Raw genomic sequence first — 17,161 nt, forward strand, 5'->3', positions numbered from 1 at the left:
GACCGCGATCACGCCCCCGACCAGCCCGAGCACCCCGCCTCGAACTCACGCCAGCCCCCGTGAACTGCGGTTCTCAGGATGAAAACTCCTCAATGCCCGTCTTGACCGAACCACCGTCCAGGCCGATCTCAACCTGCCGCAACCGCCGTCCGTCCGGCCCGAGTTCCATCAAGAAGACCTCTCCTTCCTCGCCCTCCGGCCAGCGCAGGCACACACGGTCCCGTCCCGCCAGGACACCGAATCCCGGCTGGCCACGCTGGGCATCCCGCTGAGCGCGGAGGCTGGACAGCGGATTCGGGTCCGGATCGTCAAGACGGACCTCCTCCAAACCCCACGTCTCGGCACGTCTCACCACGTCCGGGTCCGCGATCACCTCAACCTCGGCGCAGGCACTGACGATCTCCTCCGCCGAGCCCGCCCACACCCACCACCACAGACCCCCCATCCCATAGTCATGAAGGACCAGATAGCGCGTCTTCCCGACCTCACCCTGTTGGCTCACAGCCCGTGAGCCTACGTCGCCCCAGGCCCAGTCCAGATTCCCCCCGACTGCCCTGCCAAGACTGCGGCTCGCAGCCCCCGGATTCCGCAGAAGCCAGATGCACTGAGAATCCCGAGCCGAGTGTTCTCACTCGACCTGGCAACACCGCAGCTCGGCGCAAGATCCACAGACAAGCTCAACGCGACAGGACATTCGCGTTCGTGGACCACGGCGGTGAGGGCTCCGGCGAGCCGGTCGCCGGCTTGCTGCGGCCGGGGAACGCGGGCAGCAACACCGCCGCCGACTCCGGCGCCGGCACCCACGAGTTCCTCAACTGGCTGACAGCGCACGGCCGGTGGCTGTCCTATTCGGTCGGGATGACCATCACGGAGGCGATCCATCAGGCGGTACTGCTGGCACCCGCCTCTGCCTGGACTCCGGCCGTCGAACCGGACGGCGTCATCCGCGACGGCGCCTGGGTGGCCGAGCTCACCGGCGACGTCCTGAAGGGCTGGCCGAAGGGGATGCGGCTGATCGTGCGCAAAGAACGCCCGCCCCCCGGAGCCCAGTTGCGCTTCACCGACGCCGACGGGATGCGGCTGACCTGCTTGGCCACCAACACCACCCACGCCCCGATCACGCACCTGGAGCTGCGGCACCGCCGACGGGCCCGCGCGCCGCTGGGAGCCCAAGCGCCTGCGGCTTCGCCCGTTCTCCGCCGCCCACCTGGTGACCACCGGCCGCCGCCGTTGGCTCGGTCTGGCCCGCCACTAGCCCTGGACCGAGACGATCACCACCGCGTTCGAGCGACTGCAAGCCCTGCCGAAGCCCGGCTGACCAGCAACGACACCCTGCCCCGTCGAACCATCCTCCGGCCGGAGCAGTGGAATCCGGCGCCCACCCGACGCGGCAGCCGGGCCGCAGGCATGCCCGCCACCAGACCACGAAGCCGAAACGGCCCGCCATATGAACCGACGGACCGCCATGAAGGATCGAGGCTAGTTCGAGCGGACCTACATGCAAACATCCCGAACGATGGCCAAGAAGCGCGAGATACTCCTAGACCATGGACTGCGAGATATCAAACTCTCGCGGCCGCCTCCCGCGTAGGATTCTCCAAACGGGGTCATCGATTGCAACCTGCAACCAGGCATCGAATGATTCTGCCGAATCCCGGAACCACCAACTCTCTTCCGCTAGTGACTGCAGGTCAGCGTCCATCTCGTATCGATACTCCATAGCCAACTGCGAGTAGCACTCGTGCTCGCCATCCTGATCCATGACCTCGAACTGCCGAGAAAAACCGATCGTGAAGGCCGGCTCAGCGAACCAGCTAGCGCAGCCGTATTGAAAGATAAATCCATCCGCGTCAGGAAGATCTGGCACGGCGAATTCGATACGCTCGAAACGCTTCAGCACATCGAACAGCTCCTCCGGAGAAGGGCCGCCCGAACCGGTTCGCGCATCGAGCAGTCTCCTGGCCGCAGCCTCTGCGGACTCGATTGGCAGTGCTTGAGTCACCGTCTACGTACCTCTCCCACCAAAAGAAGCAACCCTCCCCGCGATGCATAATAGCGTGGATCTCTGCAGCGCGACGAGGGTCACAACCTCACGACACTACGGCCAGTACCCGCCATCAAGCTGTCCTCGAATATGACTCAGGACATCTCGTGCTTCATTAGCGTTTCTGGCACCAGCCATCATGTCGTTCACGTAATTGAAGTAGTCATTTGTGTGAATCCTGGAGTGGACCGATGCCCCAGTCGGATTGGCGGAGGCTGAGCCGCGAGGGAGGAACACTCCATTTTCGGCATCATTGATGTCGATACCGAACTTGGCCAGTTGCGCTCGTGCCAGCGCCGCCTTCGGCGAGGTGCTCGCAACGATATGATGCGCCGCCGTGTCTGCTGGGCGGGTGATTCCAGCAGCCGTCATATTATCGCCGATAATCTTCGCATTGCTGGAGCAGTTAGCGTTGTGTACCAGAACCGGAGTCGACCCAGCCAGCACATAGTACGTATGTACGCCGTCGATGGTGAGGTTGTAGGCCGTGAGATCCTGCGGGTAGGTGCGGGTCGAAGTGATCCGGGCAGTCGTGCCGTCGAGATTGCGCAGGTCGTCGCCGGGTTTGAGGTCGATCGCGTCGGTGAACCGTCCGGTGCCGGCGTTCCAGAAGGGGTGCCGGTCGGTCGCGTGCAGCGTTGCGTCGTTGCCGGTGGTGATGTCGACCATCGTGTGCGGTCCGGTGTGCTGGATCGCTGCGGTCACTGCGTGGGGTGCGGTGTTCCAGGTGGTGGTGTCGGTCGCGCGGACCTGGGTGCCGGGGTTGATCTGTTCGATGGGCAGGGTGCGGCCGTCGGCAAGCAGGACCGGTGTCCCCGCGGTGAAGCTGTTGGGTTCGCAGGTATAGAGGGTCTCGACTTCGTCGATGATCTTCTTGCCGCCGTTGGCGGTGGTGGCCTGGCCACCCTTCGCGAGTGCGGTGTTGAAGGCCTCCTGCCCGGGCTCTGTCTCGCTGTCAGTGTCCTGGACCTGGAGGGCCTTGTAGTGGCCGTTGGGCTTCGGTACCAGGGCGTCGTACGTGGCCACGGGGGTGAGCCGGGCGAGGTCGGAGGCGTCGAGGCGGTTGACGGCGTCGGGCGCCAGGTAGGCGGTGCCGGGCCGCTTGTCGACCTTGATGCCGTTCGTCTTCGCGTGGGCGTCGATAGCCGCGTTCTTGCCGGCCGGGGTGCGGGCGTCACTGCCTGCGGATGGTGCGCCGGTGCCGCGGGCGGCGGGCGGGCGGGGGGCGTCGGCTCCCCGGGCCATCGGTGTCGGGGCGGGCGGGGTGCCGATGAGGCCCTGGTTCGCGGTGGCCGCGTCCTGCAGGATCTGCCGGCGCTGGGAGACCAGCTGCTGTGATTCGTTCTGGATCGCGGTGGCCTTCGTGCCGAGGGCACGCGCCTGGGCGCCGAGCTTCACGGCCTCGTCGGCGAGTTGGGACTGTCTGGCGCTGGCCTTCGAGAGTTCCGGTTCGATCGCGGCCCGTTCCGCCTGGAGCTGGGCCGCTTCGGCGTCGAGTTGGGCCTTCTCCGCGTCGTACGCGGCCCCGGCCGCGGCTTGGGCGGGCAACTGGAAGACGTGCGGTGCGGCGTTGTGCGCGGCGATCCGGGCGTTGAGGGCGGCGGTCTTGGAGTTGAGAGCGGAGGCTTTGCCCAGGGCGATGGAGGAGTCCTTGGCGGCGGCCTCGGAGTTCGCCTTCAGGGCCGCGATGCTCTCGGTGAGCTTGCGGGTCTCCGACGCCAGTTCACTTGCGCGCTGGGGCAGGGTCCCGATCTGCTGGTCGAAGGCGGCGATCCGGGCGTTGAGGGCGGCGGGGTAGCCCGCGTTCGGCCGCAGCGGCTCGGACACAGGCGCAATGGCAGCCGGGGCGTTCAGTGCGGCGACCGGCGGATCGGCCGCCGGGGCCGCCGCGCTCTCACCGGCCGTCGGCACCGGCACCAGCGCCGCCAGGAGCATCAGGCACGCACCGCGCCACGCGACGCCCGGAACGCGAGCTGCCGCCCCTCGCCGTACCGGCAGCCGGGGGGTCATGTGGTCACCTTCTCAGCGATCCGGTCCGCGATCCGCGCGACGGCTGGCCGACCGTCGCCCGCCGAGCAGAGCGCCACCTGCAGGAGCATCCGGCCTTTGAGTCGGGCCTGGCGGTGGCAGCCCCAGCCGTCTCCGGAGTCCTGCGTCGCCGTCCAGCCGACGGTGTCCGGGGTGACGGTGTCGGTCTTGTAGGTCCACCCCGACGTACTGCCGTCCGGGTCGGTCCGCACGGCGGACGGGCATCCCCTGAGGCCCTCGTCCAGCCTGCGGAACGCGGCGGAGGCCTTGTCCTCGTCGGGGTAGACGCCGACGACCTGGGTCACCGTGTGGTCACCCGTCCCCGCCGGGTCCTGGTAGGTCGCCGACAGGAACGCCGTCCACTCATTCCCGTAGACCGACCTGGTGGCCGGTCCCGCCGCCACCGCGCAGCCCGACGGCTCGACCGCGACCGCCTCGGGAGGCTCGCTGCCCCTCGGACCGGCCACCAATGTCGTCCCGGCCAGCCTGCTGACCTCATCCGGGACGAGCAGGTCCGCCTGTACCGTCCCGGCTGCCACGTGCAGGTCCCCGCTGTTCGACGCCCGCAGCCACCACCACCCCCCGGCGACGGCCAGCCCGACGCATAGCACGGCGGCGACCGCCACCAGCAGTCTCCGCTTCGCCCGGCCCGCAGGAATCGGCCCGCCCGGCCCCGGCCCCCCGGGGAAGGCCTGCGGCGCCGCCAAGTCCGCCGGCAGCGGGCCCCGTTCGTCCGCCGGCACCGAGGGACGAGGCACGGCACCCACCGGACCCTCGTCGGCCGGGCCCGCCTTCGGCGGCTCGATGATGAAATCGGAGTCCTCGGCCACGCCTCATCCCCCCATGACACAGCGTCAAATCAGCAAGCCTGATCACGTTCTGTGGATTTCGCCGATGCACAGAGTCGCCGATTCAGTCCACCGCGGCAAGCCCTTCTCCGCCGATTTGAGGCCCTGCTGAGCATTCCGATCGGCGCACGCCCGACTACCTTCCGTCGTCAAAACGTTCGTTGACCGCTGCCGTCGTGACTGCGTGCCGACTCCGGCAAGGCCGACCCGCTCGTAACCGAGGACGGGCCGGTCAGGACGTACTTCATGGCCATGCCGCTCGCGAGACCGAACCGGCACCCGATCCGCAGCGGCTCCCGCTCACACGGCACCGGCTGGGCTCCGGGGAGGAACACCGAGCGCCGTCCCATGCTGGACGTGGCTTCGCCGGGCCGAACAGCACTCTCACCGGCGATTCGGATTCACCCGATCGGGTGACAAGTCTTCCAGTCTGGTGGGGCGTGCCATGAGGGCTTGCTCACCGCCTGCCAGTACCTCGGTGCTCTCCAGCACATCGACGTCCGCGAACGCATTGCCAACGACTGCAGGCTCACCAAGCCCATACGCGAGAAACTCGCGCGGGCGCCTCGTTCGTCGCCACCGTGGGTCAGTGCGGGGGCCGTCCCTGGTCGATGCGGGCGGCGATGCTGGCGGCGCAGGTCTCCAGCCGGCCGCGCAGGAGGGCACGCACGGTGGCTGTCCGGTTGACCGGGGTGTACGCCTGGGTGATGTTGTCGATGAGCCTGGTGGTGTCGGCTCCCGCGCGTCGCATCCCGGTCAGGACGGGGCTGTGCGCGTACTCGGCCTGGGTGATCTCGGTCCAGACCAGCACCGTCGCCGCGAGCTGACCGTCCTGGCCGGCCATCCGTGAGAACCGCGGGCTCAGGTCGTCGAAGAGTGCGGCCCAGTGGCCGGCGGGCACCTGCCAGTCGGTGAGCGCGAGGCGGCGCCGCTGGTAGTCGGTGCGGGCCTGGTCGTCGTCCAGCCTGCGGGCGATGTTCTCGACCCGCATCTCGAAGTCTTCCCACAGCCCGCCGCCCGCCATCTGGGGGCGGAGCTTGCCCATCGTGCTCACGGCCATCTCGGCGAGCTTGAGGCTGGCGGCCCTGCGCAGGTGCCGCACGGTGTAGCTGGTCGGGCTGTCCAAGCGGTCGGCGAAGCCGGCGAAGTGCTCGTCGTACCAGTGCCGGGGCAGGAAGGGCGGGACGTGCTCGATGCCGAAACGGCAGTCCCGGGAGGCGACGCGTACGTTCGCCTTCTCGGTGCGGCCGGCGGCGTGGAAGCCGTGGACCTGGCGGACGAGAGCGCGGGCGAGAGCCGGTGAGAGGTTCTGGCGCCGCAGCGTGGTGTACGGGCCGGGGTGGCGGGCGACGGCGGCCTGGGCCAGCGGCTGGATCGTCTCCCGCGGACGGGCCCGGCCGTCGGTGCGGAGAAGTGTCTCCGGATCGTACTGCGGACGCGGTTCGGCCGGTCCGGCCAGCAGCGGGTCACCACTGAGGTAGCCGGTCTCCACCTCGTGGAGGTGGGCCAGCCGCAGCAGAGTCAGCTGCTGCTCCGGTGTCAGATCAGTCATCGCCTTCGGCTGGCGGCCCCGGCTCGCAGCCGGCAGGTCCCTGCGTGTACGGGTCGACTGGCGGCGACCGGGGTGATGCATCAGCTCCCGCACCGAGGTGTGCCAGGTAGGCCCGTCGACCGGGACCAGAACGACCTTGCCCACCTGGGGCTCGAACGTCTCCACCGTCCACTCGGAGCCGTCGATGATCAGCTCGTTGCCGGGCGCCAGATCCCAGGAACCCGCGGCGGGTGCCGTCACCCTTCTCCTCCGCGCGTGCTGTTGTCCGCCGCCAGGCGGACCGGGCTCTCGTCCGACAGCGGCTGCGACATGTCGACACCCAGACGGCGGTGCCACAGCAAGTGGAGTGCGTGCGCCCGGGCGATCGCCGGGTAGCTGCACTGCTCGACCAGCTCGCCGAACGCGATCGGCCCCGACGCGGCGACCCGGAGCAGCTGTTCCTGGAGGCCGAGTTGATCGGTCAGCTCCCGCCGGCCCGCCGACAGAGCGTCGACAATCCTCACCGCGTGCCGACACCAGCCGGTCACCACGCTGTAGTTCCAGCCCACCGCCAGCGCAGCCTCGGCCGACGCCGCGAACTTCACCTCGTCCTCCGGCCGGATGCGTCCGGCCGGCCGGACATCCACCAACCACGGTCCCGAGCCGGTCAGCAGCAGGAAGTCCGGGGTGTGCTCGACCGTCCCGTCCGCGGTGAGGAACCGCAGGCGAAAGGGCTGGGCCAGCGCCTCTGCCAGATCGCCCGCGAAGTCGGATATCAAGAGCAGCAGTTCCTCCTCATAGCTCTCGAAGCCGTGATGCCGATTGGTGCTGATGAGGTACTCCAGGCCCGGCCTGTGCCACTGGCCGGTCCGCCACGTGAAGCGGCGTACCGGCCGGATCTGGACCACCTCGACCTCGCCGAGATTCCGTACCGTGCAGGTGACCGACGTCCGGCCGGAGCACCACGTCGCGGTCCACCGGTCGCTCCAGCCGGCCGTAAGGTTCAATGTCTTCCTGCGGGCGTCGAACCCCGCGTGACCATGGGCAAGGTCGTCCAGGTCACAGGTATCGGACCACAAGCCAGTACCCGAAGCCGCCTTCGCTGGGTATCCACCAGGCAACGTCGAGGCCACGCCTCTTCGCCTTTCGTTGTGAGCTGACAACGCCAGGCGGAAACGACGGGGAAGTCCCGGGCCAGGGAGCGGGTTTCCTAGAAACCCGGCATTCCGCACCCCGGCTCTGCTAGATGCGGCGTTGTACGTAAGTGACAACAACACCTGGCAGCCCAGCCACCGCTGTGCCGCCAAGAACTGGCACCAGCCCAGGTCAGCAGCCCTCGAAGGTGACACCTACGGCAGGCAGTCGCAGTCAGAGAGAAGCTGGGCGCGGAGGCGGCCGAGTCCATCGACTGGCGCGCGCCGCGTGCGCTGTGCATCGCGGCGGGGTATTCACATCACGACCGGGTCGCGGTGGGAGACCTTGGCCGGTCCTGGCGGATCGAGTTGGTGCGTTACCGGATCTTCGACGGCGGGCTGCTGAGCCTCCAGCTCGTGGAGCCAGTCTCCGGAGCCGCGGGCCCGGCGGTGCCCCGCAGATCGGGCGCGGTCACAGCTCTGGCGGCTGCTGCCGAGGCCGACGAGCTGCCAGTTCTCGACGACATCCCGGAGTGCCTCCGGGACCTGTATGGGGAGCTGAACGAGGTGCTCACCGCGTCGGGCGAGGTAGAGGTCGTCACCCTCAAGCACTACATCGCGTACCGCCGTCTGCAGAACGTGGCGAGCGTCCTGTTCCGTCCGGGGCACCAGGTGATCCTGCTGTACCTGCGGCTGGACCCGGACACGGTGGAGCTGGAGGAGGGCTTCACACGCGACGTGCGCGGCATCGGGCACCTGGGGACGGGTGATCTGGAGGTGCGGATCGTCTCGTCGGCGGACGTGGAGAAGGCGGTGCCGTTGATCCGGCGGGCGGTCGAGGAGTCCTGACGGAACGAGGAAGGGCGACTGGAGCTTCGTGCTCCAGCCGCCCTTTCGCGTCTGCGGCCGGTCAGCCTGCTGGTTCTCATCTCACGCCTCCGGTCCGGCCAGGACGAAGTCGTCCTGGGTCAGCTCTGCTCGCAGCCGCTGTTCGGCGATCTCGGCGTAGTGCGGGCTGAGTTCGATGCCGACGAAGCGCCAGCCTTCGCGCAGGGCGGCGACGCCGGTGGAGCCGCTGCCGGTGAACGGGTCGAGGACGACTCCGTTCTCGGGGCAGATCTGGACGAGTTGCTGCATGATCTCCAGGGGCTTCTGGGTGATGTGGACGCGGTCCTTGCGGGGCTGGGAGGCGGTGAAGTGGCCGGGCAGGTAGAGGTCCCGGCTGTTGTTGAGGGTGCCCTTGACGCCCCAGGTGATGAATTCCGCGGACTGCTTGAAGCCGCCCTTGCGGGGCCGGCTGGCGGGCTTGATCCAGGGGATGGTGCCCTGCCAGGTCCAGCCGGCCATCTGGAGCGCGTCGCTCGTGGTGGGCTCCTGCCGCCAGTCGGAGAAGACCATCGCGACCGCGTGCTCGGTGCTCGCTCGCTACGCCTCGGTGAGCAGTTCGGTGAGCCAGGAGCGGTAGGAGCGCTGGTCGCGGTTCTCGCCGGGGAAGGTCTTGAGGTCGTGGATGCTGCCGCTGGTCACGTACTTGGCGCGGGCGTCGCGACTGGTGCGCTCGGAGCTGGTCCGGCCGCCCGAGTTGTACGGCGGGTCGGTGATGACGGCGTTGACGGACTCGTCCGGGAGGGTCTTCAGCACGGTGAGTGCGTCGCCGCGGTGCAGCTTGTAGCTCATGGGGTCTTCCTTCGGGGCGTGGTTGGGCCCGCTCCGGGCGGCGCCCGGCGGCAGCCGCCGGGAGCGGGGATGCCGGGGAAGGTAGCCGCGGTCGGCGGCCGTACCTAATGAGCAGCGACGGGGTGCCGGGCTCGGCCAGGGGTCGTTTGGTGCGGCCGACTTTCGCGTCTACTGTCTCGCCATGCCAACCGGGCAGCAGGCCAAACGGGCCTGGCCCGGCACGTGTTGATCCGTGCTGCCCTGTGCCCGCGGAGCCACGCCGGCAGCATCTCCCCTTCCCCCCGATCCCGAGGAGCGTCGTCGTGTTCCGGCTGAGATTACGAGCGCGGCCGGCTGCCGCGCGTGACCCGAGACCGACGTCCCGGAGCTACCAACTCCCGTGACCCGGGCCCGCCCTGCACGAGGGCGGTTTCACCACCGGCGCGGTGCCGGCGACTTCTTCGCACGAGAGGCCGGCACCGCGTTCTCCTACGAACCCGCAAGGAGCCGCTGCGATGCAGCATGCCCTGGCACACCCATGCCCTCATCCGCCCCTGCTGCCCGTCCGGCCGCTGCCCGGTGACCGGGGGCCGTCGTGAAGAAGGCGGTCGGCGCGCTCATCGGCGTCGTCGCCGCCGGTCCGCTGGTGCTGGCCCTGCCCGTCGCGATCGTCGCCGCGGGCAGTGCCTCGACCTCCACGTCCAACTCCTGTCCGTCCGGCGGAAATCCACAGGGCGTGGATTCCACAGCGGTGGCGGCACAGGTCGAGGCGATCCTCAAGGGCTCCAGCCCGCTGTCGGCGCCGGCCGTGGCCGGGCTGAGCAAGCCGTCCGAGCAGATCCCCAACGCCCGGACGATCCAGGCCACCGGTGTCGCGATGCACATCCCCGTGCGCGGCCAGGTCGTCGCCCTGGCAACGGCCTTGCAGGAAAGCGAGCTTCGCAACGTCAACGGCGGTGACCGGGACTCGCTGGGCCTGTTCCAGCAGCGGCCCTCGCAGGGCTGGGGCACGCCGGAGCAGATCATGCAACCGGTGTACGCCTCGACGAAGTTCTACGAGGCGCTGCAGAAGGTCAGCGGCTGGGAGTCGATGACCGTCACCCAGGCCGCCCAGGCGGTTCAGCGTTCCGGCTTCCCGGACGCTTACGCCAGGTGGCAGCCCTTGGCGGAGGCGCTCCAGAAGGCCCTCGCGCCGCTGCTCGACCCCGCCTCCAGCACCTCGCCGAATCCGACGCCGGCACCAACGGCTGGCGCGAGCGCCGGCCCGGCAGCGGGCGGTGGCTGCGGGACGCCCACGGCAGGCGGTGACGGCAGCGACTTCGGCACGATCCCCGCAGGCTCGCTGCCCAACGGGTACACGATTCCGGCGGATGCGCCGCAGCCGGTGCAGACCGCGATCCGTTGGGCGCTCGGCCAGTTGGGCACGCCGTACCAGTGGGGTGGCACGTGCGCGTCCTCGCACGGGGCGGACCCGATGGGCAGGTGTGACTGCTCCTCGCTGATGCAGATGGCCTACCGCTCGGCCGGTGTCTCGCTGGAGCGGACCACGTACGACCAGGTCAAGCAGGGGACCGCCGTCTCGGCGGACTCGCTCAAGCCGGGCGACCTGCTGTTCACCCGCGGCACCGCCGCCGTGCCGGAGCACGTGGGCATGTTCATCGGTTCGGGGCTGATCGTGCACGCGCCGAAGACCGGTGACGTGGTCAAGATCTCGACCCTCGCCTCGTGGCGGCCGGAGATCCTCGCCGCCCGCCGGGTCGCCTGACCGGCTTCTCCTCCCCCCTCTCTTCTCCCCCTTTCTTTGGGCTGCCTTCGCGCGCCCTGAACCGCTCTGGAGCTTCCCTTGTATCTCGCCGACGCAGTCGTACAGCTCGCCTACGACCCCGGCATCACCCCCAACGAGGGCGGCCTGCCCGGCCTTTCGGTCCTCAAGCAGGTGATGGGCTCGCTGAACCTCTTCGGCATCATCGCGGTCGTCGGAGCCCTGGCCGTCAGCGCCGGGGTGTGGGCCTGGGGCCACCACTCCGGCGGCCACCAGGCCGAGGCCAACGGCAAGAAGGGCGTGCTCGTCTCGGCTGGCGCCGCCCTGCTGCTGGGCGCCGCGAACGGTGTCGTGAGTTTCTTCTCGACGCTTGGAAGCCAGGTCAAGTGATGCAGAAACGTTCCTTCGCCTCGGGCCCTCGCCCAGGGGGCTCCGGCGGCGCGCTGGTGCGCCGCCGGGCGCTGCTGGGCTCGCTCGTCCTGGTGGTGCTCGTCGCCGCTGCCGGCGTGCTGGCCTACGTCACCCGGGACGGACGCGAGGCCGCCAATCCGGCTCCTGCGGCTGCGGGTTCGGCCGCATCCTCCGCGCCGGTGGCTTCGCCGTCGCCGGGCGGGCATCCGAAGTCGCTGCCGGGTCCGCCCTCGACGCACGATCCGATCGCGTTCGCGAAGGCGGCGGCGGTGGCGCTGTGGTCGTACGACACCCGCTCCTCCTCGCAGCCGGAGCTGGTGGCCTCCCTCCACCGGTGGCTGACCAGCGAGGGGCAGTACCTCGACGCCGACTCGGTCGACCGCCTGGTGCCCTCCCCGGTGCTGTGGGGGCGGATGGCCGACTCCGGGCAGTTCGCCACCGCGACCGCGGACGAGGCGCACTTCCCGGACAGGTTCACCAAGGCCCTGCAGGCCGATCCGGGGGCGATCACGCAGGCGTACGTCTACGCCGTGACCGTCTCCGGGAAGCAGTCGATCTCCTGGAACGGCGCCCCGCAGGGCGGGGCCGAGGACCGTTCGGCCACCCTCGCCGTCCAGTGCCGTCCTGACCGCCCGTGTGCCCTGGCCGGTGTGCTGCCGGCCGTGGCGCCCTGACCTCGGGAGTTCCTCGTGGATATCTGTAACCTCCCGATGGTCGCCCAGGTCTGCAACGTCGTCGACGGCATCAACTTCGTCAGCGACCCGGGCAAGAGCATCACGGACGGCATCGGCGCGTGGATCGCCAAGTCGATGGGCGAGCTTGCGGCCAGCGCCGTCGACCTGTGTGCGAAGGCGGTCGACGAGACCACGGCCATCGACCTGTCCGCGCCGTGGTTCAGGGACAACTACCAGCTGATCCTGCCGATCGGGCTGATCCTGACCGTGGGCACCTTCTGCGCGCAGTTGGTCCTGGCCGCCTGGCGGCGGGACGAACGGGCGCTGGCCAAGGCCGGCTGGGGCACGATGACTGGCGTCCTGTTCGCCTTCGGCGCGATCAGCTTTACGGCGGTCGCGGTCACCGTGGTCGACGCCCTGTCGGCCGGGCTGTTCCAAGCCGCGCACACCAGCGTGGCCGACGCGGTCAGGCGCATGATCAAGGTGTCCCAGTTCGGCCCCATGTTCGCCCTCGGCTGGGCGATCCCCGCCCTGGTCGCGGTCGGCAGCGCGATCGGGGCGTTCCTCTACTGGTGCGTGATGGTCGCCCGCAAGGTCGGCGTACTGATCCTGGTGGTGCTCGCCGCCTTCGCCGGGGCCGGCGGCGGCTGGGAGGTCGCCCAGCGGTGGCGGCGCGGCTGGATCGAGGCCACCGCCACCCTGATCGTCTCCAAGCTACTGATGACGGTGGTGTTCCTCGTCGGCGTCTCCGCGCTCGGCAAGACGGACGCCAAGGACGGCATGGCCGCCCTGTCCGACGCCATGGCCGGTGTCGTGATCATGGTCATGGTGCTGCTGTGCCCGTACGCCGTCTACAAGTTCGTCCGCTGGGCGACGGACGGCAGCGGCCACGACGACACGCACCGCACCGGCATGGCCGGCATGGCGGTCGCGGCCGGGGCGGCGAAGACCGCCGGTTCCCTGGCCATGCAGATGAGCACCGGTGTCCCGGCGCCGCAGGGCCCGGCCCAGGTCCCGGGCATGGGCGGTGGCGGTGCCGCCTCCGGCATCGACCCGACCGGCCGGATCAGCACGGAGGGGATCGACGCCGGCCCCGCGCAGCAGCCGACGAAGTTCCGCTTCGGCGAGGACCCGAGCGCGGGAGGCGACCGCGGACGCGCCCTGGTCACCCGGCCCGGCATCCCGGCCCTGATCACCCGGGCCTCCCCCGGCAGCGGTGGTGACCAGTCGGCGTCCGGCGGCGGTCAGGACGGCGTCGCGGCCCAGCCCTCCGCTCCGTCCGTGCCGGGCGTGTCGACGGCCCCGGCGGGCCCCGGTGTCCCGGCGCCGCCCGCACCGGCTAGCGCAGGACCGGCCCCGGGCGGAGCACCAGCTCCGGCACCGGCCCGGTTCGTCTACCCGAACAGTCCCACCCCGCCCGGTTCCTGACCGGCCCCCCTGCCCTGGGGCGGGCGGCAGCCTGCCGCCCGCCCCAGGGCCCCGACCACCAGCGAAGGAGCATCCGCGATGACGTCCAGAAGAGTGCCGCGCCCCCGCCCGCCGCCCGCACGCTCATCCCTCTGGAACCCCGATGTCCTCCTCGACGCCCGACGCCACCCCTGCGTCCGTCAAGTTCCCCCACCGCTCCAAGCGCGGCATCCTGCTCGGCCTGAGCGCCCCGCAACTCATCACTACCTCGGCCACCGGCCTGCTGCTGCTCGCCGCGCTCGTCACCCAGGGCGTCACCGGCGCCCTGCAGCTCATACCCCTGTGGGCCGGTGTCGCCGCCCTGGTGTTCATCCGCTACCGGGGCCGCACCCTCGCCGACTGGGCGCCAGTCGCCGCCCGCTACGGCCTGCGCCGCCTGCGCGGCCAGCTGGTCTGGCTCACCCGTCCCTCCTCCCGCCCGGTGCGCGAGGGCCTGCTCCACCTGCCCGGCAGCGCGGCCAGCCTGCGCGTGGTCACCGCGCCCGATGGCCGCTACGGCGCTGTCCACGACCCGCACGCCGGCACCCTCACCGCGATCGTCAAGGTCTCCTCCCGCGCGTACGCTCTGCTAGACCCCGGCACCCAGAACGCCAACGTCAACGGGTGGGGGCGCTCCCTGGCCGCGCTCGCCCGCACCGGCCAGGTCGCCCGCATCCAGGTGATCGAGCGGACCGTCCCGGACACCGGTGATGCGCTTCGCCGGTACTGGGAGGAGCACGGCCGCCCCGACGCGGCGCTGGCCGGCGAGCTGTACGGGGAGCTGATCCGCGGCGCCGGTCCGGCCGCTGCCCCGCACGAGGCGTATGTCGCCATCGCCCTGGACTTCAAGGGCGCGCGGCGGCTGATCTCCCAGGCCGGAGGCGGCCTGACCGGTGGTTTCGCGGTCCTGGCCCAGCTCACCTCCGCGTTCGAGCAGTCCGCCCGTACCGCCGGGCTCACCCCGTCCGGCTGGCTGTCCGACGGTGAGATCGCCGGCGTCGCCCGTACCGCCTACGACCCCAAGTCCCGTGCGGCGCTGGACCGCTGGTCGACGGACGGGCGTCCGTCCGCCGACCCGGCCGCCGCCGGCCCGGTGGTCGTGGTGGAGAAGGCCGACCACATCTCGACGGACTCCGCCCACCACACCACCTACTGGGTGGAGAACTGGCCGCGGACGCAGGTCAACCCCGGCTTCCTGCACCAGGTCATGTTCGCCTCCGGCGTGCGGCGCACCGTCTCCCTGGCCTACGAGCCGCAGGACCTCGACTCGGCGCTGCGCGACGTGCGCCGCAAGAAGGCCAGCGTGATCGCCGACTCGGCCGAGCGGGCCCGTAAGGGCCAGGTCTCCAGCGAGGCCGACTCGGTGGAGTACCAGGACATCCAGGACCGCGAGCGGCAGCTGATCGCCGGCCACGCCGACGTCGCCCTCACCGGGCTGCTGACCGTCTCCGCCGACACCGAGGACGAGCTGCGCTCCGCCTGCGCCGTGGTGGAGACCGCCGCCGTGGGCGCGCAGCTCGACCTGCGCCCGCTCACCTGGCAGCAGGCCGAGGCGTTCACCGCCTCCGCGCTGCCGTTCGCCCTCGCCGCCTGATGCCGGCCCTCCCGCCTTCCGAAAGAGCACCCCCCCGATGCCGGCCACCCCCGCCACCACGCAGGACTTCGTCCCCTACGCGACCGCCGCGATCGACTTCCACCGGGCACTCAACATCCCCACCGGCCCGCTGGTCGCCTCCCGCGCCGAACTCGACTCACTCCACGAGCACCTGGTCGCCCTGCACGGCCTCCTCGACGCCCACGCCCAGCGCACCGCGCCGCTGCTGCCGGCCGAGGGCGACCACCTCAAGGCCGCGCGCACCCGCCTGTGGCAGGCCGCCGACCACCTCCACGCCGCCTACCACGCCTCGCCCCGGCCCGGCAGCGGCGAGGTCCCCGGCCCCGAAGCGTGCCACGCCCGCCTGCCCGAGGGCGCGCCGGAGCTGAGCATCTGCCGCCGCCACCAGGAGACCACGCAGTTGGTGCGCCGCCGCACCACCCCCGCCGACCTGCACGCCCCGTTCAGCGGCCTCGTCCGCCGCTGACCCGACAGTCCCGGATTCGTGATCATGCCCAGGAACCGCGCTACCGCCAGCCACCTGTTCGTCCCGCGCAAGAGCACCCGCGCCCAACAGCGCGCCGCCCGCGCCGAGTTCGCCCGGGCCCGCACCAAGGCCCGCCACGCTCAGCCCACCGCCGAGCGTCCCCGGAACAGCGGCACCGACGCGGATCTCCAGCCCGTCTACCCGGTATCAGGCCGGCCTGGTCCCGCCTCCGCCCGCGGCGGCAAGCTCCGACTGCCCAAACACCGCCTGACCACCGCCACCGCCTCGGGGGCCTACCCGTTCCTCGCGGAGGCCGGCCTCGGCGCCGAGGGCGTCTTCGTCGGCCGCGACCTGCATGCCGAGGGCTCGTTCTGCTTCGACCCGTTCGCCCTCTACAACTCCGGCCGAATAGAGGGGTTCACGAACCCGAACGCGGTGCTGTGCGGGGTGATCGGCATGGGCAAGTCCGCCCTGGCCAAGTCGATCGCCACCCGGTCGATCGCCCACGGCTACAAGATCTACGTGCCGTCCGATCCGAAGGGTGAGTGGTCGGGTCTGGCCGAGGCGCTCGGCGGGCAGACCATCGCGCTGGGCCCCGGCCTGCCCGGCCGGTTGAACCCTCTCGATGCGCCCGCCCGCCCGGCCGGGGTGAGCGAGGAAGACTGGACCAGCGAGGTCCGCAAGCGCCGCCTCCTGTTGCTGGCGAGCCTGGCGGCCACCGTGCTCAAGCGCGACCTGTTGCCGATGGAGCACACCGGCCTGGACGTCGCCCTGGACCTGGTCGTCGCCGACGCCGAGTTGAGCGGCACGGTGCCGCTGCTCGGCGACATCGCCCACGCCCTCGGCCGCCCCGAGCGCCTCAACGCCGCCCTCGGCGGCCAGGCCGGAAGCCTCGGCCACGCCACCGACGACCTCGCGCACGCCCTGCGCCGCCTGGTCCACGGCGACCTGAGCGGGATGTTCGACGCGCCGTCCACCGTCACGTTCGACCCGGACGCGCCGATGCTCTCCATCGACCTGTCCCGCCTGGGCAGCAGCGGCGACGACACCGCTCTCGTCCTCGCGATGACCTGCGCGAGCGCGTGGATGGAGGCCGCCCTCGCCGACCCGGACGGTGGCCGCAGGTGGGTGATCTACGACGAGGCATGGCGGATCATGCGGCACGTCGGTCTGCTGGAGCGGATGCAGCAGCAGTGGAAGCTCAGCCGCGGGCTGGGGCTCGCAAATCTTCTGATCCTGCACCGCCTTTCCGACCTGCTTTCCGCTGGCGACGCCGGATCGCGCGGGCGCGTCCTGGCTGAGGGCCTCCTGGCCGATTGCAGCACCAGGATCATCTACCGCCAGGAACCGGACCAGATCCCCACCGCCATGTCCCTGCTGGGCCTGACCGGTGTCGAGGCCCAGGCCATCGCCGCACTCACCCGCGGCCGGGGCCTGTGGAAGGTCGCCGGCCTGAGCTTCATCGTGCAGCACCTCCTCCACTCCAAGGAGAAGCAGCTGTACGACACCGACTTCCGCATGGCCGCCTGACCAGCTGCCCCTTCGAG

General features: G+C 70.6%; 13 protein-coding genes and 3 pseudogenes. 9 read left to right on the plus strand and 7 right to left on the minus strand.

What is annotated here, in order from left to right:
• Positions 1–73: 73 nt before the first annotated feature.
• The gene (locus ACIOJE_RS32300) at positions 74–502 is read right to left on the minus strand and encodes a hypothetical protein (protein ID WP_280683919.1); all 429 of its coding nucleotides are present in this window, start codon (positions 500–502) and stop codon (positions 74–76) included.
• 194 nt (positions 503–696) lie between these two features.
• Here ACIOJE_RS32300 and ACIOJE_RS32305 point away from each other — a divergent pair.
• A pseudogene (locus tag ACIOJE_RS32305) lies at positions 697–1,318 on the plus strand (transposase); the annotation flags it as partial.
• Between the two features lie 222 nt (positions 1,319–1,540).
• On the opposite strand, the gene ACIOJE_RS32310 reads toward ACIOJE_RS32305, so the two are convergent.
• The 5 genes from ACIOJE_RS32310 to ACIOJE_RS32330 all read right to left on the minus strand — a co-directional run bounded on the left by ACIOJE_RS32310 (position 1,541) and on the right by ACIOJE_RS32330 (position 7,530).
• A complete protein-coding gene (locus tag ACIOJE_RS32310) occupies positions 1,541–2,002 on the minus strand; it encodes a hypothetical protein (RefSeq protein WP_280683917.1) in 462 nt (153 codons plus the stop codon).
• A gap of 96 nt (positions 2,003–2,098) precedes the next feature.
• Positions 2,099–4,054, minus strand: a complete 1,956-nt coding sequence (locus ACIOJE_RS32315) for an AHH domain-containing protein (protein ID WP_280683915.1) — start codon at positions 4,052–4,054, stop codon at positions 2,099–2,101.
• The gene (locus tag ACIOJE_RS32320) at positions 4,051–4,902 is read right to left on the minus strand and encodes a sensor domain-containing protein (protein WP_280683913.1); all 852 of its coding nucleotides are present in this window, start codon (positions 4,900–4,902) and stop codon (positions 4,051–4,053) included. Before ACIOJE_RS32320 ends, ACIOJE_RS32315 begins: the two co-directional genes overlap by 4 nt.
• A gap of 604 nt (positions 4,903–5,506) precedes the next feature.
• Entirely contained in the window at positions 5,507–6,712 is a 1,206-nt protein-coding gene (locus ACIOJE_RS32325) for a hypothetical protein (protein WP_280683911.1), read from the minus strand.
• Positions 6,709–7,530: a TnsA-like heteromeric transposase endonuclease subunit gene (locus ACIOJE_RS32330; RefSeq protein ID WP_280683909.1), complete on the minus strand. Its 822-nt coding sequence runs from the start codon at positions 7,528–7,530 to the stop codon at positions 6,709–6,711. Before ACIOJE_RS32330 ends, ACIOJE_RS32325 begins: the two co-directional genes overlap by 4 nt.
• A 288-nt stretch (positions 7,531–7,818) precedes the next feature.
• Here ACIOJE_RS32330 and ACIOJE_RS32335 point away from each other — a divergent pair.
• Positions 7,819–8,433 (plus strand): annotated as a pseudogene (locus ACIOJE_RS32335) (DUF5655 domain-containing protein); the annotation flags it as partial.
• An 81-nt stretch (positions 8,434–8,514) separates the two neighbouring features.
• Here ACIOJE_RS32335 and ACIOJE_RS32340 read toward each other — a convergent pair.
• Positions 8,515–9,261, minus strand: a pseudogene (locus tag ACIOJE_RS32340) (DNA-methyltransferase).
• Positions 9,262–9,835: 574 nt separating this feature from the next.
• On the opposite strand from ACIOJE_RS32340, the gene ACIOJE_RS32345 reads away from it, so the two are divergent.
• The 7 genes from ACIOJE_RS32345 (at position 9,836) to ACIOJE_RS32375 (ending at position 17,144) form a co-directional block, all read left to right on the plus strand.
• Positions 9,836–11,005: a C40 family peptidase gene (locus ACIOJE_RS32345; protein ID WP_280683906.1), complete on the plus strand. Its 1,170-nt coding sequence runs from the start codon at positions 9,836–9,838 to the stop codon at positions 11,003–11,005.
• Between the two features lie 78 nt (positions 11,006–11,083).
• On the plus strand, positions 11,084–11,392 hold the full coding sequence (locus ACIOJE_RS32350; protein WP_063346628.1) for a DUF6112 family protein: 309 nt from the start codon (positions 11,084–11,086) through the stop codon (positions 11,390–11,392).
• Positions 11,392–12,087, plus strand: a complete 696-nt coding sequence (locus ACIOJE_RS32355) for a hypothetical protein (RefSeq protein ID WP_280683903.1) — start codon at positions 11,392–11,394, stop codon at positions 12,085–12,087. Before ACIOJE_RS32350 ends, ACIOJE_RS32355 begins: the two co-directional genes overlap by 1 nt.
• Before the next feature lie 15 nt (positions 12,088–12,102).
• Positions 12,103–13,515 (plus strand): ATP-binding protein, encoded by a 1,413-nt coding sequence (locus ACIOJE_RS32360; protein ID WP_400781144.1) that lies wholly within the window; start codon positions 12,103–12,105, stop codon positions 13,513–13,515.
• A gap of 142 nt (positions 13,516–13,657) precedes the next feature.
• Complete coding sequence (locus ACIOJE_RS32365; RefSeq protein ID WP_280683899.1) at positions 13,658–15,127, plus strand: SCO6880 family protein; 1,470 nt, start codon at positions 13,658–13,660, stop codon at positions 15,125–15,127.
• A gap of 37 nt (positions 15,128–15,164) precedes the next feature.
• Positions 15,165–15,614, plus strand: coding sequence for a DUF6238 family protein (locus ACIOJE_RS32370; protein WP_280683897.1), 450 nt, complete (start codon positions 15,165–15,167; stop codon positions 15,612–15,614).
• A 24-nt stretch (positions 15,615–15,638) separates the two neighbouring features.
• Positions 15,639–17,144 (plus strand): ATP-binding protein, encoded by a 1,506-nt coding sequence (locus tag ACIOJE_RS32375; RefSeq protein WP_280683895.1) that lies wholly within the window; start codon positions 15,639–15,641, stop codon positions 17,142–17,144.
• Positions 17,145–17,161: the final 17 nt, after the last annotated feature.

Origin of the sequence: Kitasatospora sp. NPDC087861 (assembly GCF_044742585.1) — a bacterium.
Taxonomy (GTDB): domain Bacteria; phylum Actinomycetota; class Actinomycetes; order Streptomycetales; family Streptomycetaceae; genus Kitasatospora.

Excerpts from the sequence above, each read along its gene's own strand:
- ACIOJE_RS32375 (WP_280683895.1), top strand. The coding sequence starts at position 15,639 with ATGCCCAGGAACCGCGCTACCGCCAGCCACCTGTTCGTCCCGCGCAAG.
- ACIOJE_RS32365 (WP_280683899.1), top strand. The coding sequence starts at position 13,658 with ATGTCCTCCTCGACGCCCGACGCCACCCCTGCGTCCGTCAAGTTCCCC.
- ACIOJE_RS32370 (WP_280683897.1), top strand. The coding sequence starts at position 15,165 with ATGCCGGCCACCCCCGCCACCACGCAGGACTTCGTCCCCTACGCGACC.
- ACIOJE_RS32315 (WP_280683915.1), bottom strand. The coding sequence starts at position 4,054 with ATGACCCCCCGGCTGCCGGTACGGCGAGGGGCGGCAGCTCGCGTTCCG.
- ACIOJE_RS32355 (WP_280683903.1), top strand. The coding sequence starts at position 11,392 with ATGCAGAAACGTTCCTTCGCCTCGGGCCCTCGCCCAGGGGGCTCCGGC.